This is a genomic window from Cytobacillus sp. FSL W8-0315 (assembly GCF_038002905.1).
GTDB lineage: Bacteria > Bacillota > Bacilli > Bacillales > Cytobacillaceae > Cytobacillus > Cytobacillus pseudoceanisediminis.
This window is the reverse complement of the sequence record NZ_JBBOOC010000003.1, coordinates 265,689-287,701: the sequence shown is the minus strand read 5'-3', so window position 1 is coordinate 287,701 and position 22,013 is coordinate 265,689. Positions and strand designations below refer to the sequence as shown.

Below are 22,013 nucleotides of genomic sequence, written 5' to 3'. Positions count from 1 at the left end.
TTTGTAAGTAATATCCTACTAATATTTATGAAAAAGATGGAGATTAATGACCGTTATTTGCCGGCAGCTGTTTTAACACTATAGTAATTTAACGCATTGCTATAAAAAAGCGCACAATAAAGCCGGCCCTGTAATAGAGCCGGCTTTTAAACCTAATTTTCAAGCTGCTGAACTTGAAAAAGCTTATAATAATTACCTTGTTTTTTCATTAATTCCTCATGGCTTCCAGCTTCAGAAATTTCACCATGCTCTATCAGGATAATTCTATCCGCATGAGTGATGGTGGAAAGGCGATGAGCCACGATAAAAGTCGTGCGGTCTTTAGCCAATTTTTCTAATGCTTCCTGTATCAGATGTTCACTCTCTAAATCAAGGGCTGAAGTGGCTTCATCCAGCACAAGGATCGGCGGGTTTTTCAAAAAAATTCTCGCAATGGCGATCCGCTGCTTTTGCCCTCCCGAGAGCTTCACACCGCGCTCGCCTACCTTGGTATCATAACCTTCAGGCAAATTCATAATAAATTCGTGGGCATTGGCAGCCTTGGCAGCTTCAATTACTTCATCCTCGTTGGCATCGGGTTTGCCGAGAAGAATGTTTGTTTTAACCGATTCGCTGAACAAAATATTATCCTGAAGCACCATGCCAATTTTATCGCGAAGGCTCCTTACCTTAAATGAACGGATATCAGTGCCATCAAGCAGGATTCTGCCTTCGTTGACATCATAAAAACGCGGAATCAGCCCTACTAATGAGGATTTCCCTCCTCCGCTCATCCCAACAAGGGCAATTGTCTCCCCTGCTGATACATCAAGATTTATTTTCTTTAATACTGGAGGCTCATTCTCATTGTAAGAAAAGCTTACTTCTTCAAATTGGATATGCCCTTTAACATTCCGGCATTGGATTGCATCAGAAGAATCGTCTATATCATATTTCTCATCAATTAATTCGAATACTCGATCCATGGATGCTATCGATTGAGTTAAGGTTGTTGATGAGTTAACAAGCCGTCTCAGCGGGCCGTACAATCTATCTATATAAGCGACAAACGCCATCATGACACCGAGAGAAATTTCCCCCTGGATAACCTGGTATCCTGAATAGCCAATTACTAAAAGCGGTGAAATATCTGTAATGGTGTTAACAACTGCAAATGCCTTTGCGTTCCACTTCGTATGGTCGATCGCTTTTGTCAGGAAATTTTTATTTTGCGCATCAAATTGGGTTTGCTCATAATCTTCAATTGCAAAGCTTTTAACAACTGCCATCCCCTGAACACGTTCATGCAGATAGCCCTGTACTTCTGCAAGAGCCTGAGAACGGGCCCTTGTCAGCTTTCTGAGGTTCCCAAAAAAGTATTTGACTGAAAAAGCATAAAATGGAAATAAAAGCAGAGACACAATCGTCAACGTAACATCCATATTCAGCATAATGACAACTGCTATTAAAATAGTTGCCACATCAAGCCATAAATTCATTAAACCGGTTACTACGAATGTTTTGGTTTGCTCAACATCATTTATGACCCTGGAGATGACTTCCCCTGTTCTTGTATTTGCATAGAACCGGAAGCTTAGCTTTTGAATGTGGGTAAAAAGCTTATCCCGGATATCATATAGAATTTTGCTTGCCACCCATTGGGCAAAGTATTGGCGGTAATACTCAATTGGCGGACGGGCGATGACAAATAAAGCAATCATTACAGCCATAACCATTAAAAGTGTGCTGGTCTTATCGCTTTGGCTTAATGCCTCATTGCCAATAATATCATCAATTACATACTTAATCAGAAGCGGAATCAAAAGTGGAATGGCAAATTTAATGATGCCTATTATAATGGTTCCGATAATCTGAAGCCGATACGGCTTTACGAATTTCAAATATCTCTTTATACTGTCCAACCGGATCGCTCCCCCTCTCTTCATCATGCAGCTTTTTTATATTGGACTATCAGCCGATATTTCCAATTATTTTTTTAAACTTACCCCTAAACCTGGTAATCATGCAGATCTGGACAAAAATAAAAACCTGCTGACTCAAGGTCCAACAGGCGTTTTTTCGGCATTCAGCCATTTTTTAGCGTCTGTAAGTAAGATAACGTTCATACCATATATCAATAAAGTCGGGTGCAAAAGGTCCTTTTCTCTGACGGATCCAATGGATGAGATTGTCAACATTCGATTTAAGGATGCTGTCAATTACATCGGGATAATTCATCTCCTGACGGTGCCGTTCATACTCATCTTCGTCAAGCAGATTGAATGTCATATCCGGATACACTTTAATATCAAGATCATAATCAATATACTTTAACGCTTCTCCGTCAAAAATAAATGGTGAACTGATATTGCAGTAATAATAAACACCATCTTCCCGAATCATTCCAATCACATTAAACCAGTGCTGTGAATGGAAATAACAAATGGCTGGCTCTCTTGTCACCCATGTTCTTCCGTCAGATTCTGTTACGATTGTCCGGTCATTTCCGCCAATCACTAAATTTTGTGTCCCTTTTAATACGGTTGTTTCCTCCCAGACGCGGTGGATATGCCCATTATGTTTATAGCTGTGTATTTGCATTGGTTCGCCTTCGATGGGTACCGCCATTTTTTTCCCCTACTTTCCATTCCGGAAGCTTTGCAACCTGAAAATACTTTTTTTGGCGCCATTTAATAGGCGTCCTCCCCTTCATGCCGGCGTTTACTGCACAGCATGACTCAATACTATCCAAAAGAAAAAGGCAACAAAGTACGATTCCTGTTTTCTACTATTATAACGGTAAAAGGAAATTTTTAAAACAAAGAGCCATTGAAATGTATCAACGGCTTTAAAAAAAGGATATATAGCTGATTTTATAGGTATAGAAGAACAGATGGATTTAGGGAAGGAAAGTTATTTTTAAACAGTTACATTTACTTCCTGATAGGAGCGGATGACCTCTTCGGTCTGTTCCTCAAATATACGATGAATTTCTTTCAGTTCTTCTTTCATCCTTGCAATCTCATACTGTACACTTTCAAGCTCCGTTTCCTGCTGAATTGCCTTCAATTCTTCTTCAATCTCTTGGCAGCGTTCCAATTCACTTTGAAGATAAAGAAGCTTTTCCATCGTTTTCATCTGTTCTGAAACTAAACTGTTAAAGTTCTCCATGTTTGTTTCACCGTCCCCATTATTTTTCCTATCTTTATATTTCGATGCACCTTTTTTTAACCCTTTGACTAGTTATGTTGACTTTATGGAAGTTTTGTCGAAGTGATGACCAGAGATAAAAAATTGACTGGGGACTTTAATTCTAATCCGCACAAAAAAGAAGAAACCGCCCTTTCCATTTAAAAGGCGGTTTCTTTCTTTAAATGTTATTAGCGGCTTTGTTTGCCGGCATTTTGACCTTTACGAGCTTCAGCTTGCTGGTTTTGCTGTCTTACTTCAGCAGCGTTTGTTTCGCTGGCAAATTCAGTTCCGAATTGGCCTTGTCCAGCAGATTGTGCGTTTTGTTGTCTCACTTCTTGAACGTTAGTTCCAGCTTGAGTTTGGTTTGGTTGTTTAGCCATTATAATCACCTCCACGCTCATTAATTTAACCGAGAGCGGAGGAAACTATCCAACTTTTTTAAATACCAAAGATATCCATTTTCTCATTAAACAAGCAGTGAAATGCCTCCATCCACAATAATCGTTTGGCCGCGGATCATGCTGGAATCCTCACTTATCAAAAACATTACTGTATTAACCATATCTTCAATTTCCACCATACGCCCTGCAGGAGTTTTGGTCTTTGCTTCTTCGAGAAGCTCTGCACGGTTAGGGAAATGTTTTAAAGCTTCAGTATCAACTGCACCGCCTGAAACAGCGTTTACGACGATATTTTTGGGAGCCAGTTCAATAGCCAAGTAGCGTGTCAATGCTTCTAATGCGGCTTTTGAAACCCCCACAGTCGTATAGTTTTCCAGGTAGCGGATCGATCCCAGGGAGCTGATGCTTACTATTTTTCCGCCGCCATTTTTCTCCATCAGCTTTGCAGCTTCCTGTCCGCAGAAAAGCAGAGCTTTGCTGTTTATATTCATTGTCCAGTCCCAATGGGATTCTTCCAGTTCCATTGCCGGGCGCAGTACACCGGATGCTGCATTGTTTACAAACACATCCAGCCTTCCAAATTCACGCTCAATCTCCTGGTAAAGCCCTTTAATTTTTTCTACGTCACCTACGTTTGCTTTTACAACCAGGACTTTTCTTCCCAGTGCCTCAATTTCGGCTGCTGTTTCATTTGCAGCCGATTTGCTGCGTGCGTAATTGATGACAATGTCATAGCCTTCTTTGGCAAGCCTGATGGCCGTTGCCTTTCCAATTCCTCTGCTGCTTCCTGTTATCAGTGCTACTTTTTGTGTCATGATTCAGTTTCCTTTCTGTTATGTATTCCTGTTCCAAACTGTTTAGGGATTGTTATAACGGGAATTTTAAAAATAAGCTGTTCTCTCTAGTTTGGTGCAAGTGTCCTCCGCTCTAACCAACTCTGCATGTTAAACTTTGTTTGAATTTAACAGCACCAAAATTTTAAAAAACAGCCTAAATAAAACCCCTTACCGATTTCATTTTAGCTTTTTCCATGTATATATGGCAATTCGAATTAAAACACTATTTGTAATCCAAATAAGGAAAGGAAGATGGCAATTGTTTGTCGGACGTGATATGACAGAGCTCTCTATGATGTCAAAATCAGACTGGAAGGACAGTGAGCTTGCTTTTTACCATCATTCATTTCAGCAGATCATGCCTTATTTAAATGCTGAGGGCCAAACCATCCATAGGGAAATCATCGAAGAAATAGAAAACCGCGGCGGCTTGAAAAGACAGGAAGCTGATTATACGCATGGAACCCGGGTAAGCTACGATTAATCATATAGAAAAAGGGGGCACGCCCCCTTTTTCTATCCTCTGCTATCCAGATATTGCATCCATATTTTCTGGTGGGAAACCGGAAAAGGAAATTCTTTAATTTCTTCAAGGCTGACTAATTTCAAATCATTTTTTTCTTCTTCAAGTATTATTATTTTTCCTTTATACACATTTATGTTCCATGTTAGATGGGAAAAAACGTGTTCAATCTGACCAGTCATTTCTTGTATTTCCACTTCGGCGCCAAATTGTGTGCTGAACACATCTTTCATCTGCTCTTTGTCGCTTACATAAGCAATATTGATTTCTGCCATCGGAAATTCCCAGAGATTAGCAAGAAGGCCTTTTTCAGGCCTTTTGTGTATCAAAATTCTTTCGTGATCATCTATGAGGACAGCTGCTGCTAACTGGACATTTCTTTGCTTCTTTGTTTTAGTTTTTACGGGCAGCTCATGCTGCGTCCCCTCATAAAAAGCAGTACAATGTTCTCTCACCGGGCATAATAAGCATGAAGGTGACGTTGGTGTACAAATTAATGCGCCAAGCTCCATAAGGGCCTGATTGAAATGGGACGGATTTTTATGTGAAATTAATTTTCGGACGGAAGACTCAAAGATCTTCCTGGAAGAAGGCTTGGCGATATCATCCCAGATAGAGAGGATACGCGAAAGGACCCGCATGACATTGCCATCCACAGCTGGTTCCGGTATTCCGTAAGCAATACTGAGAATTGCTCCTGCTGTATAAGGCCCTACTCCTTTTAATGAAGAAATTTCTTTTGGTGTATCTGGAACTCTTCCGCCATATTTTTCATGGACTTCCCGGACGGCCGCCTGAAGGTTTCTTGCTCTTGAATAATAGCCCAAACCCTCCCAGGCTTTTAATACCTTTTCTTCGTCTGCTTCAGATAGATCCTTTACAGTCGGAAACTGTTCAATAAAGCGATGAAAATAAGGAATTACGGTATCCACCCGCGTCTGCTGAAGCATAATCTCGGAAACCCAAACCTTGTAAGGATCCTGGTCCTTTCTCCATGGCAAATCCCTTTGCTCAGCTTCAAACCACCTGAGCAAATCATCTTGAAAACCATTTATATCAACTGATTCAATCGTATTTTGATTAACTTCTTTCAATTTTTAATCCTCCTGATGTTAAACAATCGGAAAATATGGGAATATATTAGTACAGTCGCTTCTTTAATCCTTAGTTCTTGATGATTGAACATTATTCAGCAACTCCTTTAAAGGTACCCATATTCAGCTGTTAATACAAGAAATTTGCTGGTACACTAAAAAAGCGGCATCAATTCCGCTATAGATTAAATCAAACACTAGATCATGTCCCAAGGAAGGAGGTATTTTCCTCTTGGATACCGGCACACATGTAGTTATGGGGCTGGCGATTGGCGGCATTGCCACTCTTGACCCCGTTGTTGCTGAAAGTTCTGCTACAGCAACAAGTGTCATGATTGGAGCCATAGTCGGTTCACAAATACCAGATATAGATACTGTTTTAAAACTAAGAAATAATGCCGTTTATATTCGCAATCACAGGGGAATTACCCACTCCATACCGGCTGTGCTGCTTTGGCCTCTTGCCATACTTGCAGTTGTTTACCCATTTTTTCCAACAGCAGATTTGCTTCATTTATGGCTGTGGACTTTTTTGGCTGTTTTCCTGCATGTTTTTGTAGACATATTTAATGCTTATGGAACTCAGGCACTTCGGCCCTTTTCTTCCAAATGGGTAGCTTTGGGAATCATTAACACATTTGACCCATTTATTTTTGGGATCCATGTCGCAGGATTATTTATCTGGGCCTTCGGGGCTCATCCTGGTTATACATTTTTAATTATCTATGGCATTATTGTCGTGTATTATCTTCTTCGATTCGCAGCTCAGAGAAGTGTGCTGAGAGCTGTAAAAGTAATTATACCGGATGCCACAGAAATCATCATTGCCCCAACTATGAAATTCAATCAATGGCGAGTTGCCGTGATGAGCAAGCAGCAATTTTTCGTTGGGCGTGCTGTTAAAAACCATGTGAGGATTCTCGATCAATTTAACCGCGTTCCTGTTCCTGAAACACCTGTAATTGAAGCCGCGAAGAAAGACAAAAATCTATCAGCATTCCTATCCTTCTCACCTGTTTACCGCTGGGAAGTGGATGAATATGATGATTATTATGAAGTTCGATTCATTGACCTCCGCTACCGGAGCAATGGACATTATCCATTTGTAGCTGTGGTCCAGCTCGATCGGGAGTTTAACATTCAATCATCCTATACAGGCTGGATTTTCAGTGAGGAAAAACTTCGAAAAAAACTGGATATCATTCCTGGCTAATGAAAACAGGCTGCTAAATAGGCAGCCTGTTTTCAATTCAGCGCATTTTTGTCCTGTTCGAGTAAATGTTTGTATTTAGGATTATTGGCAACAAATTCATGGAGCCTGCTTCCGTGGTTTTCTACCCATTGCCTTACGATTCTTTCTGTCATTTCAGCACCTTTATATTCTCTGCCAGCCTTGGCATAAGTTGCTTCAAAATCTTCCCATAGCAGTTCAATCCATGTCTGGGCCTGGCTTGCTGAAAGCATTTTGTTTTTTTCCAATAAAAGCTCATAAAGCTTTTGCTGGTACTCATTCATAAAAGTCACCTCATTACCATTTATTAATAACCAGTATCCATCATAGCCTTTCGAAAAAAACAAATAATAGTATTACGTGATTGGCTAAGATGCCGTTCACGCTCTTATTCCGGTTTAGGAGGCTGCTTATGCGCAATAAAGCGAGAAATTTCCCAAATCAAAACAATATAAAATTGGAGGGGGAGCCGCGGGCTAAAGCAGAATATGCTTCACGCCGGGCTGATGGCACAATTAATACGCACCCTCAGGAACGAATGAGAGCTTCATCAAACCGCGAAAGTGACACACCAGAATTTTAAAATACGAGGAGGGCTTGGTTATGGGAAACAGCAAAAACTTTTTTGGGGATAACCCTTATTCCAGTCCATTTACTTCACCGCACTTTAGGCCTAAACGTGCACATTCACAAGTAAATGGTGAGACCCAGCAAACTCAAGACCTCATTATTTTAAAACGGCAGATTCGCAAAAATTCATAAAGTGAGTTAGACTGCACTAAAATCAGAAAGAGGATGGTTTACATCATCCTCTTTCTTCCAGTTTTTTCAGCATGGAGATCGGCAAAGCTTCTTCACCTTTGCTTCCATTTAGCCGGAATCCCCAGGCAAACACGCCATTCATATATTCAATTTTAAAGTAAACTCCTGGATCTCCATCGATTTCATAAATTTCACCAGGGGAAAAATCATCAGGATTGAGCAGGTAGGATTTCGCCATTATTACTTTGCGCTCAAGTACGGCAAACTCATTTACCATACCCATCTGTTCCGCTTTCCTTGCTTTTTCAATTAAGCTGGCAATTTCTTGCTGAAGCTCATACGTAGTCATTGTACTGTACCTTTTCTCCTGCATATTAACCCCTCTTACTTTCTCTAGATAATCGTATATTGCTTTGGTTAATTCTTGAAACTTCTGTTTAGTCTTTTAATGTGCCCGTTGTTTTCCGGTTCGACATAACTAAGTATATGAGAAAATGCCTGTTTAGAAAAGGGTCCTGCCTTTTGTTTTGATGCTATTTCACAAGTATTGAACTTTTTTGTTAAAATGGTGTTTAAAAGACCTTCAAAGGAGGGAAACATATGAAGTCCGTCATCATTACCGGCGCGGGGTCCGGATTAGGCAAAGAGCTTGCTTTATTATTTGCCAGACAAGGATTCCATATTATTTTAACAGGAAGGACTTTGGACAAACTGCAAAGCGTGGAAAAGGAGATTCATGAAGCTGGCGGAAGCGCTCAATCCTTTACATTAGATATTGCAAAACTCCAGGAGATCAGCAGCTTGATGACGCAAATCCAAAGCCATGAACTTTTCGGCTTAATTAACAATGCTGGAGTTGGACATTTTGGGCCATTTGAACGTCTTGGAGAGCAGGAAATACAGGAAATGCTTCAAACAAACGTGCTGGGCACTATTTATATGACTCAGGCTGTTCTGCCTTATTTTAAAGAAAAAAACGGCGGCTTGCTGATGAACATCATTTCGACTGCTGGCTTAAATGGAAAAGTAAATGAATCTGTGTATGCAGCAAGCAAGTTTGCTGTAAGAGGGTTTACAGAGAGCCTTCAGAAAGAACTCGAAGACACGGATATTAAAGTTAAAGCCGTTTATATGGGCGGAATGGATACCCCTTTCTGGGATGAAAGCGACCATATCAAAAACAAATCCAGGCTTCGTTCTCCTGAAGAAGTGGCAGTAATGATTCTGGATAATTTGAATGAAGAGTCCATTGTAATTGAATCTAAAAAATAACACATGGGCTTCCATGTGTTATTCTTCATCACTTAAATATCGATCAATTAAATCAAACGAAAAGCCCTTTCTAAATAAGGTTTGTTTCATTTTTTGCCTGTATTCAAATTCAGGAAGATTAGCATATTTCCTCTTAGCTTTCTCCGCTTGATACTTTAGGGCAGCCAATTCTTCATCTTCTTCTTTTTCAATCTCCGTTTCAGATATTGCTTCTTGAATGATGTCAAAATTAAAACCTTTACGCATTAACATCTGCTCCAGTTTTTGTTTGAGGATCTTTGATGAATCACGGCCATATTTCTGTGCATGCTTTTCACACAGCCTTATTGCTGTACTTAATTCAGCTTCCCTTGAATACACCTCCAGCGCCTTATCGATTAATTTAGGGGATATCCCTTTCTCCTTTAGTTCAGTGCGGATTAAACCTTTCCCTTTATCTGATGTGTTCATTTGTGTACGCACAAAAGCTTTTGCATATTCTTCATCGTTCAAAAATTTGTAATCATACAATTTGTGAACAACTTCCTGAATAACCGGTTCTTCAACTTCTTTGTCAGCTAAATGTTTGCGGACTTCGGTTTCTGAGCGCATCCTTCTGGATAAATACTGAATAGCCATGTTATAGGATTTCCGGATATCATCCTGATAGCCAATTTCATTTAGTGAAAATTCATCAAGCTCCATTCCTTTTTTGAGCTGATGTTTTATTAATACATCTTCATCCACACTAAATGCATATTCTTCACCTTTCCCATAATCCATATATATATTGTAGCGGTCTGTGTTTTTTTTCTGAAATGTGATTTTCGTAATGATCGGCATTTTCTCCACCTCTTTTCTTAAATGTAACATAATCAAAGCCTCTTTTCGTATTAATTGTTGTTTTCCGCTCCAGGCTGCTCGCTTTCTGCGGGGCACGGGCGGTGAGTCTCTTCGACAGGGTCTTACCGCCTGCTGCAATAAACTCAATAAATAATATACAAAAAGCAACAAACCCTGCGAAAACAGCCTTATCAAAAAAGGATTTTGAAAGAAAACGTCGTAAACTGTAACAAGGTATTTGCACTTGAAAGGGGGAATCGCCCATGAGAATAGCCATCGCAGGCGGAACTGGCTTTGTTGGAAACGCCTTGGTGAAAAAATTACTGGAGAAAAAACATGAAATATTTATTCTAACGAGAAATATATCTCATAAGCAGCATTCTAAAAATCTGAATTATGTACAATGGCTGAACGATGATGATTCACCGGAAGATGTTCTGGAAAGCATTGACGTGTTTATCAACCTGGCTGGTGAGTCCATTAACAGTGGAAGATGGACGGAAGATCGCAAAAAACGGATATTAAACAGCCGCATTACAGCCACGAAGGAAGTTCGCCGGATTATCAGCCGCCTTGAAGAAAAGCCGTATACACTTATAAATGCCAGCGCCGTTGGTTACTATGGCACTTCCCAGGTTGAAACTTTCACCGAATCTTCCAGGAAAAGCGGTACTGATTTTTTGGCTGAAACAGTAAGACGCTGGGAGGAAGAGGCCGCCAAAGCAGAAGAATTTGAAGTCAGGACAGTATTCTGCAGGTTTGGAATCATTCTTGAGAAAAACGATGGTGCTCTTCCGCGAATGGCCCTTCCTTATAAATTATTTGCGGGAGGGACTGTCGGATCAGGCAGCCAATGGGTTTCCTGGATTCATTTAGATGATGCCGTAAGCGGAATCCTTTTTTGCATTGAACACGAACAGCTTCATGGTCCCGTAAATTTCACATCGCCCTATCCTGTGACTATGAAGGAATTTGGGCAAATACTTGGAGAAGTCCTTAATCGCCCGCACTGGATGCCTGCTCCGGGCTTTGCTCTAAAAATAGCTCTTGGAGAGATGAGTACCCTGGTATTAGAGGGGCAAAAAGTACTTCCTGAAAAATTGCAGTCATTCGGTTATGAATTTTTATATCCAGAATTAAAGGCAGCTCTTAGCGATATTTACAAATGAAATTTGTATCATTTTTTTCAAATAAGGGAAAAATAAGGGAAGTGTGAACCTTATTCTGAAAGGATGATACAAAGTGGACAAAAAGAAAAAAGACAAATCCAAAAGCACTTTATCAAGCATGCAGGAAGTAACTTATTCAAGAGAATTCAAAAGAGCTGACAAAGCAGGCGGATTTGCAGGCAGACAGTCAAAACATTAATTTCCACCCATACCATCCCTATTAAAGGCACATGATAAAGGTACGGAAACAATTAGTTTCCGCACCTTTATTGCTGAAAGGGGTTATTTGCAATGGGCCGTGCACATGGACATAAAACTCGTGATAAAAACAAATCATCACTTCCACAAGTACCAAAAAACATGAAATCTGACGGCATCGACGTAGAATTTAACCGCGAACTTGCCGATCATGATGATCTCGAGGCAATGGCACGTTCCAAGGCTGCTGATCAGCGGGCAAAGAGCAGACAAAAACGCTAGCCTAAATAGAAAAGCGGAAGCGCCTTGCCCATGAAGGAGCGCAGACTAAGAATGCCACGTCCTGTGGCAACGTCTGCATAACCCGCATCCTGCGGGCCTCAGGCATAAGTCGGTTCCTGTAAGAAGGCGTTCTTCCTTCTGAAAGGAAATGGCTTATGACGTCCCTAGGAGCCGCAGCTAGACAAGCTTGTGACCTCGAGGGGGCAGGCACTGGAGCTAGACATTTATCGGCATTCAGAATTCTATGCTTTTCTATTATTAAAGGACAAAAAAAGCAGGAACCTCAGGTTCCTGCTTTTCATATTTCTGCTCAGTGAGTGTGTGCTTCTTTTTTGCCTATTCCGTGACCGCCTTTTATCATTGTTTTAATATAGGGGATGGCGAATCTGTCAACACCCCAGCAGTAAGCACCTGCACCTGTAAATAGAAGGATGATTGCTGCTGTATATAGTATTGGGTTAGTGCTTGTTGTTCCTGCTAATAGGAAGTTTAGATTCATGAAAGCTCCTGCGATTAATGCCGGAATGGTCGCTGCTCCAAGTATTAGTCCAATTCCAACGAGAACTTCACCCCATGCAACTAAAGTACTGAATAAATCTGCGTTTGGCAATGCTACATTTTCCAGGAAGCCCGCATACCAGCCCTGCACTGCCGGATGGTCGCCAGCGGCTTGTGCTATGGCCCCCTGCATGAACCCACCTGCATTAAATCCGCCTGCTACCTTATGCCATCCTGCTTCCAGCCATTGTATACCAAGCCAAACCCTTAATATTGTCCACACGACTGCTGTCTTAGGAGTTTTCCACCATTTCATGATAATCATCTCCACGTTATTATTGTGAAAAATTTCACATATTCATTTAAAAATTTTTCCCTATCAGGGAATTTAAAAGCCGGCCAGCTCTCGAGAGGAAAGATTGCTGCCGTGAAGTTATTTGTGAAATACTTCACTAACTTTCCTCACTTATAATATACTTCTTTCCATCCCTTTTCGCAATATACTTCACTAATTCTTCACAAAATATCGGACTATCATTAATAAGGCTGTTTTCATCCGGCCAAAGCGGGAATAGGAATAGTACTGTGTAAATTATTGCTGCATTAAAGGAGGACCTTTGACACATGCTTGAAAGCTTGCTGAAAGATCTCATTGCTATTAATAGCTCTTCAAAGGAAGGAGCAAACCAGGCTATTGAATATTGTCATCAATGGCTGTCGGGCCACGACCTTCCTTCTAGAATAATTGAAAATAATGGATATAAAATGGCAGTCTGTGAAATTGGAAGCGGTGATCAGACCGTTATTTTTAATGGGCATGTGGATGTTGTCTCAGGAAAGGATGAACAATTCATTCCTGTAGAACTCCGCGATAAAATATATGGACGCGGGGCAGCAGATATGAAAGCCGGGGTTGCGGCCATGATGTGTGCAGTAAAAGAACTCCGCAATAAGCCAATTGGCGTAAAAATTCAGCTTCAAATTGTATCAGATGAAGAAATCGGCGGTTTTAATTGTTCCGGGTATTTAGCAGAACAGGGGTATCGCGGGGATTTTGTCATTTGTTCTGAACCGACTCAGCTCGGAATTGCACTGGAAGCAAAAGGAGTTATCAGGCTGGACATCCAGATAGACGGAGATCCGGCCCACGGCAGCCGTCCATGGGAAGGAGTCAATGCCATTGAAAAGGCTTTTGAAGTACATCAAAAACTATTAAAATTGCCTTTTGCAAAAGAGGCGTCTGAATTTTTTCCGCAGCCTTCGATTAATCTGGCAAAAATAACTGGAGGAGATGTTTATAATAAGGTGCCTGAAAAATGTATCATGTCGTATGATATCCGGTACTTGCCTGAACAGGATCATGAAGAGATCATCAAACAAATCGAGAATATCACAGATGGAGAAATAATTATGAATATGTTCAGCAAGCCGCTTGTGACAGCCAGAGACAATCCTTTCATCTTAATGCTTGAACCTATTGTTGAAAAACACACAGAAGATAAAGCCGTTTTCTTTGGACAGCATGGTTCTGCCGATACTGTGTTCTTTGCCAATTACGGGATACCAGCTATCGAGTTTGGCCCAACCGGCATGAACTGGCACGGTGATAATGAATATGTCCTGCCGCATTCCATTCATTTATATGAAAAAATGCTTATCGACTTTGCCATGAAATTCTCGAATTAAGATGCAAATTAAATGCTAATAGTTTCCCAATATGGTAAATTTTCGGTATATGATTAAAGGGGGATTCAGAGTAATGAGCTCTATTAGTTTATTGAAAAAATCTGCTGGAATTGTGCTGCAGAAAAAGAACCTGGCAAATGTTACTGCCAGAGTTGGACTTGTACTGGACATTTCCGGCTCCATGCGCAAGTTATATAAAAACGGGACTGTCCAAAGGGTTGTGGAGAGAATCTTAGCAGTTGCCAGCCAATTTGATGATGACGGTGCACTTGATATTTGGGTCTATGATAATGAATTTTCCAGGCTGAAGCCGGTAACAGAACATGACTTTGAAGGATATGTGGATCAATATATATTAAATAATGATCTGATTCACAAATTCGGAAGAAATGATGAACCGCCAGTAATGGAGGATGTCATTCAGAAATATACCACAGAAGATCCTAGTAAAGACCCTGCCTTCATTGTTTTCATTAATGATGGGGGCTGTAAAAGAACGATCAAAAAGCCGGTTATAGCATCCTCCGATAAACCATTATTTTGGCAGTTTGTCGGCATAGGCGATTCAAACTTTGAAGTACTGGAAAAATTGGATGAAATGGATGGCCGCTATATCGATAACGCAAACTTTTTCCACATTAAAGATATCGAGACCATTTCTGATAACGAACTTTATGACCTCTTGCTGAATGAATTCCCTGACTGGCTAAAAGAAGCTAAGGAAAAGAATGTCATTTTATAGATAAGCAAAAAGGCGGATTTGATATTAATCAAGTCCGCCTTTTGCATCCCTGCTGGCCATATACCCATTTTGCATCCAACTGTCATTTCAAGCATTAGCACCCACTGCCGCTTTACCGTGAAGCCGATAGTAAAAGCCTTCCTGTTCAAGCAGAGAATCATGTGTACCTTCCTCAATAATCCTGCCCTCTTCAAGAACAAAAATTTTATCCGCTTTCTGAATCGTATTCAGACGGTGGGCAATGACAAAACTGGTCCTGCCTTTCATCAGTTCCTGAAGGGCATCCTGAATCTTAAGCTCTGTCACTGTATCAATGCTGCTTGTTGCTTCATCCAAAATTAAAATGCCCGGGTTGGCCAGAAATGCACGTGCAATGGAAAGAAGCTGCTTCTGCCCCTGACTTATGCCATTTCCGTCCTGACTCAGCACTGTCTCATACCGCTGAGGAAGTTTCATGATAAAGGAATGGGCATTGGCAAGCTTAGCCGCTTCCACCACTTCATCATCTGAGGCTTCCAGCCTGCCGTAGCGGATATTTTCGCGCACAGTGCCGCGGAATAGAAAGGAATCCTGCAGCACAAAACCCATATGCTTCCTCAGGCTTTCTTTTTTCACATTGGCTATATCTTCACCGTCAATTAATATAAGGCCTGAGTCCCGTTCATAAAACCGTGAGAGCAAATTGATCATTGTTGTCTTCCCTGCACCTGTCGGACCAACTAAAGCAGCAGTCTGTCCTGCTTTTACATGAAGGTTTACATCCCTTACCGTATTTCCATCTTCCTCATAAGAAAAAGATACATTATGGAACTCTACCTCGCCTTTTACTCCGGTAAGTTCTTTTAGCTGCTCTTCATTTCTGAATTCTTCATCTTCATCCATAATGTCAAATACCCGCTCTGCTCCTGCAATCGCTGATAAAAGTGTGTTAAACTGGTTTGCCAAGTCATTAAGCGGACGTGTGAATTGCCGGGAATACTCCGTGAATATGACGATGACACCGATTGAAATCATACCATTCAGGGCAAAAATGCCTCCAACCCCGGCAATAATGGCAAAGCTCATGTTGTTCAGAACATTCATCAGCTTCGGGATAAATCCGGAATATGTCTGAGCCCAGAACCCTGCCCCCCTAAGTTTTTCTCCTTTTTCCCGGAACTCGGCTATAACTTTCTTTTCCTGTGAAAAGGTCTTGATGATCCTCTGTCCTGATATGGTCTCTTCAATAAAACCGTTCAGCTCTCCAAGATTCTTTTGCTGCTCTTTGAATAACCTTCCTGTCCGTGCTGTAATCCATTTCATTCCAAAAAACATCAGCGGCACAATGATCAGAGTAATGATCGTCAGCAAAGGACTGAGCCAAAGCATAACGGAAACTGTGCCAATCAAAGTCAGCAGGCTGGAAAAGACCTGGATTACTGAACTGTTCAGAGTCGAGCTGACATTTTCAATATCGTTTGTTACCCTGCTCATCAGTTCCCCCTGCTGCCGCTTGTCAAAGAACGGAATAGGGAGCTTATGCAAATGTTTGAAAAGCTTCGTTCTCATTGTAAATACAGTATCCTGTGCGATGCCGATCATCCAATAATTCTGAAACCAAAGTGCAAGCGAGTTCAGCACATATATGACTCCAAGCCAGATCAGTAAGGCAATAAATCCATTGCTGTTCTTTGTGACAATATACTCGTCGATCGCCATCCCGACTAAATAAGGACCAAGCAGCCCCATTGCTGAGCTGATAACCACCATTAATAGAACAAGAGATAACAACCCTTTATTGTAGGCCAAGTATGTCCAGATTCTTTCTAATGTGAAATTAATGTTCTCAGATTTCGGCTTTTTCCCTTTAGTAAATTTACCATTCAAGTCGAGAGGTATCTTTTTATATTGGAAAGGTTCTTTGAGCTGTTTAAGCATAATTTCTGTTCTCCTCTCCAGATTGGGATTGAAAAATCCGCTTATACAATCCCGATGTTTTAAGGAGATTCTCGTGGTCTCCCTCAGCCAGAAGCCTTCCATCTTCAAGCAATAAGATTCTGTCTGCTTCCATTGCTGTACTGATTTTCTGTGTGATAATCAGTGTTGTACAGGTATATTTTTTTAAAGAACTCAAAAGTTTTGCCTCTGTTTTCATATCCAGTGCACTTGTACTGTCATCAAGCAGAAGGATTTTCGGCATTCTTACTAGCGCCCGGGCAATGGATAGACGCTGTTTTTGCCCGCCCGATAAATTAACACCCTTTTGTCCCACTTTTGTTTCATAACCTCGTGGCAGCTTCATAATCGTTTCATGTATTTGTGCATTGACAGCTGCTTCAGTTATTTCCTCCATCACTGCATCTTCCTTGCCCCATGAAATGTTCTCTTTCACACTGCCTGTAAAAAGCAGGGCTTCCTGAGGTACAAAGCCAATTTTCCTGCGGAGATTCTCCATTTTCATTTCCCGGACATCATGCCCGTCAATTTCAACTTTTCCTCCGGTCACATCATATAGCCGGGGGATGAGCTGAAATAAAGAGGTCTTCCCTGAGCCTGTTGCACCTAATATCGCTACTGTTTCCCCGGGATATATTGTAAAGCTGATGCCGTCCAGTACCTTCTCAGAAGTGCCTGGGTAATGAAAAGATACATTATTAAATAGAATTTTGCCCTGACTTACTGTTAGGGCATTCCTGGATTCTGAGCTGTCTGTTAAATCCACATCAGTCTCCAGCACCTCTGCAACACGATTCGCAGAGGCCCGCGCCCTTGAGAATGCCATGATAATCCAGGAAAAAATGGAGAAAGCGGCCGTTATCCTGGTAGCATAGTTAACAATTGCAACAATCTCTCCAACCTTTACATCCCCTGTATTTACCTGTATGCTGCCAAACCAAAGCACGCCAAGAATACTAAGATTCATGATTAAGAGCAAAACAGGCATGGTCACTTCCATTAGGCGCAATGCTTTAACCGTTCCATCTCTAAGATCCTCATTCGTGCGCGTAAATCGTTTCACTTCATGATTTCTGCGGACAAACGCTTTAATTAGCCGAATCCCTGTCAGATTCTCCTGCATGACGCTGTTCACAGAGTCCAGCTTTTCCTGGACTGCTTTAAAGAGCACGCCTCCTTTTCCCATTACCCAAAACAGAAATAGAAAAAGGAATGGGGCCACAGCTGATAAGATAAGAGCAAGTTTCACATTTACCACAAAAGCCATTATAAGGCCGCCAATTATTAATAGAGGGGCTCTCATCATGATTCGAAGACTCATAAAAACGGTATTTTGAAGCTGCGTAATATCATTAGTCATTCGGGTAATTAATGAAGATGTCGGAAAAAGATTAAAGTTGGCAAAAGAGAAGGATTGTACCTTGTCATATAATCTTTTCCTTACATCAAAACCAAAGCTTTGGCTGACATGGGCAGCATAAAAGGAATTAATGACTCCAGCCGCAAAGGCGGCAAAAGAGGCAGCCAGCATAATCCCTCCCCACTTCACTACCTCCTGAAGATTATTCTGAAGGATGCCTTCATCTATGATCTTTGCCATTAGCAATGGCTGAATAAGCTCAACAGCAAGCTCCGTCAGCATTAAGAATAATGCTATTGCCACCGCTATCCGGTAAGGCTTAAGAAATGCTAAAACTTTCGCCATTTATAGTCCCCCAAGCTGTAATTGCAATTTATAATATATGTATAATAAGACAACTAAAATCCTTCGGCAAACTAAATAAACCTATTAATATCATAATCCTTTTTACAAAATTTTTAAATAATTCCATTAAAAAAATTAAAAAACGCCTGGATCAGACCAAGCGCCTATTCATTCTTATATATGGGGGCAATCAGGTCGATCCTGTTTGTCCATATGCCTCCTGAATAATCATCAGGCAGCCGTTCCATGTCTTCCGGTCTGTCAAATCCTTCCGACCAGCTCCCGTCCCCTGCAACCACAATAACTCTTGTGCCTGCATCATCCATTCGATTCAAGAACTTATTTGGCCAGCCCCATAACAGCTTTGTATATGATTCAGGAATATGAAGCTGTGTGTTATGGCAGGAGTTTGGAACATATCCTGTCCACCCCGTTCCTAAATAAGGGAGAAGGCATTCTTTCAAAGTTGCCTTGGACATCACCCTCATTGCAGGCATTTCTTCTATCAGAGCAGCAATAGGTTCGTCTCCTCCATAAACAGATATTTTCTCCAATCTGTCTTCTGAAAACATGGACAGGTATTCAGCAAGCTTTTCTCCTTCTTGGGGATCGTTGCTTTTAATATGGATTAAGAAATCTCCTTCCGGAAACTCTTTCATGACTTCATCAAGGCTTGGCATCATCCCGATTCCTTTACCGCGAAACGGATAGGTTTTTCCATTATCAGCTGTGTAGCCATATCCAATGTCCAGCTTTTTTAATTCCTTCATTGTATAATCTCTGGTATTTCCCTTTGCATTTGTCCGGCATTCCAGCGTCCAATCATGGAATACCGCAAACTGTCCATCCTTTGTAAGCTGAATATCCAGTTCAACTGCATCTGCACCAGCCGCAAAAGCTGCTTCCATGGAAGGAATCGTATTCTCAAGAAAGGAATGCTCAGGCTCGTAAATTCTTTCAGCCGTACAGGTCTCCCCTGTTATCCCTTCCATATGAAAGGTCTGGGCCATTCCTCTATGGGCGAGAAGCAGCGGCTTATCATTTCTTTCTTTTGTAAGCAGGGAGGTGTTGTTTAAAAACATAAATGCGCCGAGAATTAATAAGATTATGATCAGCCGTTTTAAAATCTTCTTTACCTTTTTCATTTGTCCTCCGGTTTTTGCAGAAATAAATCTTTTCTCAACCGATTTTACCATAATCCAATAGGTAAAAATATAAAAGGCCAAATCTAAAGATTCGGCCTTTTATTGTTAGCTTGATTTCCGCCCCAGGTAAGCTTCCATGATTCTAGGGTCATTCAGGAGCTTTTGTGAGCTTCCCTCAGCAACCATTTTCCCTGTTTCCAGGACATACCCATAATCGGATATTTTTAGTGCCTGTCTTGCATTCTGCTCCACCAGAAGAACAGTTGTGCCTGCTTCGTTAATTTCTTTAATAATTTTAAAGATATCTGCCACTATTAGAGGGGCCAGCCCCATTGAAGGTTCGTCAAGAAGAAGCAGCTTTGGTTTGCTGAGGATCGCTCTCGCAATGGCCAGCATCTGCTGCTGGCCCCCGGATAATGTTCCTCCAAGCTGCTTCTGCCTTTCTTCAAGGATTGGGAAACGTTCCATTACATTCTTAATATCCTGGTCAATTTCATTGTCCTTCCGATGGTAAGCTCCCATCTCAAGATTTTCAAGCACTGTCATTCCTGAAAGAATCTGGCGGCCTTCCGGAACAAGGGCAATCCCTTTGCGCAGCAGCTGGTCCGGCCGCAGTCCCGTTACATCCTGCCCCTGAAATTGAATGCTGCCGGCTTGAGGCTTGAGCAATCCGGAAATGGTCTTCATAGTCGTTGTCTTTCCTGCTCCGTTTGCGCCAAGTATCGTAACAATACTGCCTTCTTCCACTTCGAGGCTGATGCTTTTCAGAACCTGGATTTTTCCATAAAAGGCGTTAATCCCGTTTACCTTAAGCATACAAATCTTCCTCCTCACTGCCGAGATAGGCTTCGATGACATCCGAATTATTTTGGATTTCAGCAGGTGTTCCTTCAGCAATCTTCTTGCCGAAGTTTAGCACGGCAATACGGTCGCATAATTTCATGACAAGCGGCATATCATGCTCAATCAGCAGGACGGTAACGCCTTGTTCCTGAATTTTTTTGATGAGATGAAATAATTCGCTTGTTTCTGTTTCGTTCATTCCGGCTGCCGGTTCATCCAGAAGCAGCAGCTGAGGAGAGCTTGCCAGTGCCCTGGCAATTTCCAGCCTTCTTTGCTGGCCGTATGCCAGGCTGTCAGAAACAATATCCGCAAAACCTCCCAGCCCAACAAACTCTAATAGTTCATTCGCTTTGCTGCGGATTCTTTCTTCTTCTTTCCGCTGTGATTTTGTCCTGAATACACTGCTGAACACCCCGGATTTACTCCGGCAATGCTCCCCAACCATCACATTTTCTTCTGCTGTCATCTGGGGAAACAAGCGAATATTCTGGAATGTTCTGCAAATGCCTTTTTTCGTGATAAGGTGCGGCTTTAAGCCATTGATATTGTCTTCATTAAAGATAATCTCGCCTGAGGTAGGCGTAAACATCGATGTAATCAGATTGAACATCGTTGTCTTCCCGGCTCCGTTTGGACCGATCAGCCCAAAGATCTCACCCCGGTTAATAGAGAACGAGACATCAGACAGGGCACTCAGCCCGCCAAAGTTTTTACATGCTTTTTTGATTTGAAGTACCATGCTTTTGCCTCCTCTTTGATGCTTTAAGCTTGAGCCAATTTAAAATATTTACATCAATTAATCCCTGTGGCCGGACAGCCATCATAATAATAATGATCAGACCGTAAATCATGTAGCGGTATTCGCTTATAAACCTGAGCACTTCGGGCATTACAGTTAAGAAGAGCGCTCCAAACACCGGTCCCCAAATTACTTCGCTTCCTCCAAAAACTGCGAAAATCAGTATCTCAACCGCACGGTGATAGGCAAAATCGGCAGGACTTATGTAGGCAAGAACATGTGCAAATAATGCACCTGCAAATCCGGCTACCAGTGCCCCCTGTGCAAATGCCAGGACTTTATAATAAGTAATATTGATTCCCATTGACTCTGCTGCTTTTTCATCCAGCTTAATCGCTGCGAAAGCCCGTCCCACTCTGGAGCGGTTCTGCCTTCTGAAAAACGTGAGTATGCTGATTGTAACCCCTAACAAAATGAGGAAAATAGCTAGAAAAACAAACTGGTTATTTTGGAGTCCAAGTATTTTCGGATCAAAGCCAAATTCTTTTAAAGTATTCAGCAGTTCACGGCCCATATGAGGAATGCCTGATAAGCCTACAGCTCCCTTTGTCATAGACTCCCAGTTTACAAAAATAACCCGGATAACCTCTCCAAACCCGAGAGTCACAATGGCGAGATAAACCCCCTGAAGCCTTAATGTCGGTATCCCGATAAGGATTCCGAATAAACCCGCCAATAAAGTGCCCGAAAGTATCCCCACAATAATAGGAAGGTCAAAGTTCAGCGTCAGAAGGGCCGATGTATAGGCACCGATCCCCATAAATCCTGCATTGGCAAGCGAGAGCTGACCAGTTGATAGAGTAATATATATACTTACCCCTAAAATAATGTTGATTAATATAAAAGAAGCTACCTGTAAATAATATGGATTTATTAATTCTGCAAGCATGAGTTCACCT

The 22,013-nt window shown here is 41.5% G+C and carries 26 protein-coding genes; 10 read left to right on the top strand and 16 right to left on the bottom strand.

What is annotated here, in order from left to right; genetic code table 11:
• Positions 1-152 precede the first annotated feature (152 nt).
• The 5 genes from MKY20_RS27225 to fabL form a co-directional block, all read right to left on the bottom strand.
• Positions 153-1,901: an ABC transporter ATP-binding protein gene (locus MKY20_RS27225; RefSeq protein WP_009335841.1), complete on the bottom strand. Its 1,749-nt coding sequence runs from the start codon at positions 1,899-1,901 to the stop codon at positions 153-155.
• A 175-nt stretch (positions 1,902-2,076) separates the two neighbouring features.
• Complete coding sequence (ntdP, locus tag MKY20_RS27220; RefSeq protein WP_009335840.1) at positions 2,077-2,607, bottom strand: nucleoside tri-diphosphate phosphatase; 531 nt, start codon at positions 2,605-2,607, stop codon at positions 2,077-2,079.
• 291 nt (positions 2,608-2,898) lie between these two features.
• Positions 2,899-3,150, bottom strand: a complete 252-nt coding sequence (locus MKY20_RS27215; RefSeq protein ID WP_009335839.1) for a YgaB family protein — start codon at positions 3,148-3,150, stop codon at positions 2,899-2,901.
• Positions 3,151-3,359: 209 nt separating this feature from the next.
• Positions 3,360-3,551 carry a gamma-type small acid-soluble spore protein gene (locus MKY20_RS27210; RefSeq protein WP_009335838.1) on the bottom strand — a complete coding sequence of 64 codons (192 nt, stop codon included), beginning with the start codon at positions 3,549-3,551 and terminating at the stop codon, positions 3,360-3,362.
• 86 nt (positions 3,552-3,637) lie between these two features.
• Positions 3,638-4,387, bottom strand: a complete 750-nt coding sequence (fabL, locus tag MKY20_RS27205) for an enoyl-[acyl-carrier-protein] reductase FabL (RefSeq protein WP_341004429.1) — start codon at positions 4,385-4,387, stop codon at positions 3,638-3,640.
• A 280-nt stretch (positions 4,388-4,667) separates the two neighbouring features.
• On the opposite strand from fabL, the gene MKY20_RS27200 reads away from it, so the two are divergent.
• On the top strand, positions 4,668-4,892 hold the full coding sequence (locus MKY20_RS27200; protein WP_019383506.1) for a hypothetical protein: 225 nt from the start codon (positions 4,668-4,670) through the stop codon (positions 4,890-4,892).
• A gap of 32 nt (positions 4,893-4,924) precedes the next feature.
• Here the strand turns inward: MKY20_RS27200 and mutY are convergent, their stop codons facing one another.
• The gene (gene mutY / locus MKY20_RS27195) at positions 4,925-6,025 is read right to left on the bottom strand and encodes an A/G-specific adenine glycosylase (RefSeq protein WP_009335835.1); all 1,101 of its coding nucleotides are present in this window, start codon (positions 6,023-6,025) and stop codon (positions 4,925-4,927) included.
• 232 nt (positions 6,026-6,257) lie between these two features.
• Here mutY and MKY20_RS27190 point away from each other — a divergent pair, with 232 nt between their 5' ends.
• On the top strand, positions 6,258-7,238 hold the full coding sequence (locus MKY20_RS27190) for a metal-dependent hydrolase (protein ID WP_009335834.1): 981 nt from the start codon (positions 6,258-6,260) through the stop codon (positions 7,236-7,238).
• Positions 7,239-7,270: 32 nt separating this feature from the next.
• Here MKY20_RS27190 and MKY20_RS27185 read toward each other — a convergent pair whose 3' ends face one another.
• On the bottom strand, positions 7,271-7,540 hold the full coding sequence (locus MKY20_RS27185; RefSeq protein WP_009335833.1) for a YfhJ family protein: 270 nt from the start codon (positions 7,538-7,540) through the stop codon (positions 7,271-7,273).
• Between the two features lie 128 nt (positions 7,541-7,668).
• Between MKY20_RS27185 and MKY20_RS27180 the strand changes: the two genes are divergently transcribed.
• Both MKY20_RS27180 and MKY20_RS27175 read left to right on the top strand, forming a co-directional pair.
• Positions 7,669-7,839 carry a small, acid-soluble spore protein K gene (locus MKY20_RS27180; protein WP_009335832.1) on the top strand — a complete coding sequence of 57 codons (171 nt, stop codon included), beginning with the start codon at positions 7,669-7,671 and terminating at the stop codon, positions 7,837-7,839.
• Positions 7,840-7,859: 20 nt separating this feature from the next.
• On the top strand, positions 7,860-8,018 hold the full coding sequence (locus MKY20_RS27175) for a YpzG family protein (RefSeq protein ID WP_009335831.1): 159 nt from the start codon (positions 7,860-7,862) through the stop codon (positions 8,016-8,018).
• A 43-nt stretch (positions 8,019-8,061) separates the two neighbouring features.
• On the opposite strand, the gene MKY20_RS27170 is transcribed toward MKY20_RS27175, so the two are convergent.
• Positions 8,062-8,391, bottom strand: coding sequence for a YfhH family protein (locus MKY20_RS27170; protein ID WP_341004428.1), 330 nt, complete (start codon positions 8,389-8,391; stop codon positions 8,062-8,064).
• 227 nt (positions 8,392-8,618) lie between these two features.
• Between MKY20_RS27170 and MKY20_RS27165 the strand changes: the two genes are divergently transcribed.
• Positions 8,619-9,290: an SDR family NAD(P)-dependent oxidoreductase gene (locus tag MKY20_RS27165; RefSeq protein WP_009335829.1), complete on the top strand. Its 672-nt coding sequence runs from the start codon at positions 8,619-8,621 to the stop codon at positions 9,288-9,290.
• Positions 9,291-9,308: 18 nt separating this feature from the next.
• On the opposite strand, the gene recX is transcribed toward MKY20_RS27165, so the two are convergent.
• Positions 9,309-10,112: a recombination regulator RecX gene (gene recX / locus MKY20_RS27160; RefSeq protein WP_009335828.1), complete on the bottom strand. Its 804-nt coding sequence runs from the start codon at positions 10,110-10,112 to the stop codon at positions 9,309-9,311.
• Between the two features lie 263 nt (positions 10,113-10,375).
• Here recX and MKY20_RS27155 point away from each other — a divergent pair, with 263 nt between their 5' ends.
• The 3 genes from MKY20_RS27155 (at position 10,376) to MKY20_RS27145 (ending at position 11,761) form a co-directional block, all read left to right on the top strand.
• Positions 10,376-11,281: a TIGR01777 family oxidoreductase gene (locus tag MKY20_RS27155; protein ID WP_009335827.1), complete on the top strand. Its 906-nt coding sequence runs from the start codon at positions 10,376-10,378 to the stop codon at positions 11,279-11,281.
• Between the two features lie 73 nt (positions 11,282-11,354).
• Complete coding sequence (locus tag MKY20_RS27150; RefSeq protein ID WP_081757217.1) at positions 11,355-11,480, top strand: YfhE family protein; 126 nt, start codon at positions 11,355-11,357, stop codon at positions 11,478-11,480.
• Between the two features lie 92 nt (positions 11,481-11,572).
• Complete coding sequence (locus MKY20_RS27145; RefSeq protein ID WP_009335826.1) at positions 11,573-11,761, top strand: YfhD family protein; 189 nt, start codon at positions 11,573-11,575, stop codon at positions 11,759-11,761.
• 310 nt (positions 11,762-12,071) lie between these two features.
• Here MKY20_RS27145 and MKY20_RS27140 read toward each other — a convergent pair whose 3' ends face one another.
• A complete protein-coding gene (locus tag MKY20_RS27140) occupies positions 12,072-12,575 on the bottom strand; it encodes a DoxX family protein (RefSeq protein WP_019383496.1) in 504 nt (167 codons plus the stop codon).
• Between the two features lie 308 nt (positions 12,576-12,883).
• Here MKY20_RS27140 and MKY20_RS27135 point away from each other — a divergent pair, with 308 nt between their 5' ends.
• Complete coding sequence (locus tag MKY20_RS27135; RefSeq protein WP_009335824.1) at positions 12,884-13,945, top strand: M20 family metallopeptidase; 1,062 nt, start codon at positions 12,884-12,886, stop codon at positions 13,943-13,945.
• Between the two features lie 73 nt (positions 13,946-14,018).
• A complete protein-coding gene (locus MKY20_RS27130) occupies positions 14,019-14,687 on the top strand; it encodes a vWA domain-containing protein (protein WP_009335823.1) in 669 nt (222 codons plus the stop codon).
• Positions 14,688-14,774: 87 nt separating this feature from the next.
• Here the strand turns inward: MKY20_RS27130 and MKY20_RS27125 are convergent, their stop codons facing one another.
• The 6 genes from MKY20_RS27125 to MKY20_RS27100 all read right to left on the bottom strand — a co-directional run bounded on the left by MKY20_RS27125 (position 14,775) and on the right by MKY20_RS27100 (position 22,003).
• Entirely contained in the window at positions 14,775-16,604 is a 1,830-nt protein-coding gene (locus MKY20_RS27125) for an ABC transporter ATP-binding protein (protein WP_009335822.1), read from the bottom strand.
• Positions 16,597-18,327, bottom strand: coding sequence for an ABC transporter ATP-binding protein (locus MKY20_RS27120; RefSeq protein WP_009335821.1), 1,731 nt, complete (start codon positions 18,325-18,327; stop codon positions 16,597-16,599). The genes MKY20_RS27125 and MKY20_RS27120 overlap by 8 nt, the downstream gene beginning before the upstream one ends.
• Before the next feature lie 164 nt (positions 18,328-18,491).
• The gene (locus tag MKY20_RS27115) at positions 18,492-19,472 is read right to left on the bottom strand and encodes a glycerophosphodiester phosphodiesterase family protein (RefSeq protein WP_019383492.1); all 981 of its coding nucleotides are present in this window, start codon (positions 19,470-19,472) and stop codon (positions 18,492-18,494) included.
• 105 nt (positions 19,473-19,577) lie between these two features.
• On the bottom strand, positions 19,578-20,288 hold the full coding sequence (locus MKY20_RS27110; RefSeq protein WP_009335819.1) for an ABC transporter ATP-binding protein: 711 nt from the start codon (positions 20,286-20,288) through the stop codon (positions 19,578-19,580).
• Positions 20,281-21,054 carry an ABC transporter ATP-binding protein gene (locus MKY20_RS27105; protein ID WP_009335818.1) on the bottom strand — a complete coding sequence of 258 codons (774 nt, stop codon included), beginning with the start codon at positions 21,052-21,054 and terminating at the stop codon, positions 20,281-20,283. Before MKY20_RS27105 ends, MKY20_RS27110 begins: the two co-directional genes overlap by 8 nt.
• Entirely contained in the window at positions 21,026-22,003 is a 978-nt protein-coding gene (locus tag MKY20_RS27100) for a branched-chain amino acid ABC transporter permease (RefSeq protein ID WP_019383491.1), read from the bottom strand. Before MKY20_RS27100 ends, MKY20_RS27105 begins: the two co-directional genes overlap by 29 nt.
• Positions 22,004-22,013: the final 10 nt, after the last annotated feature.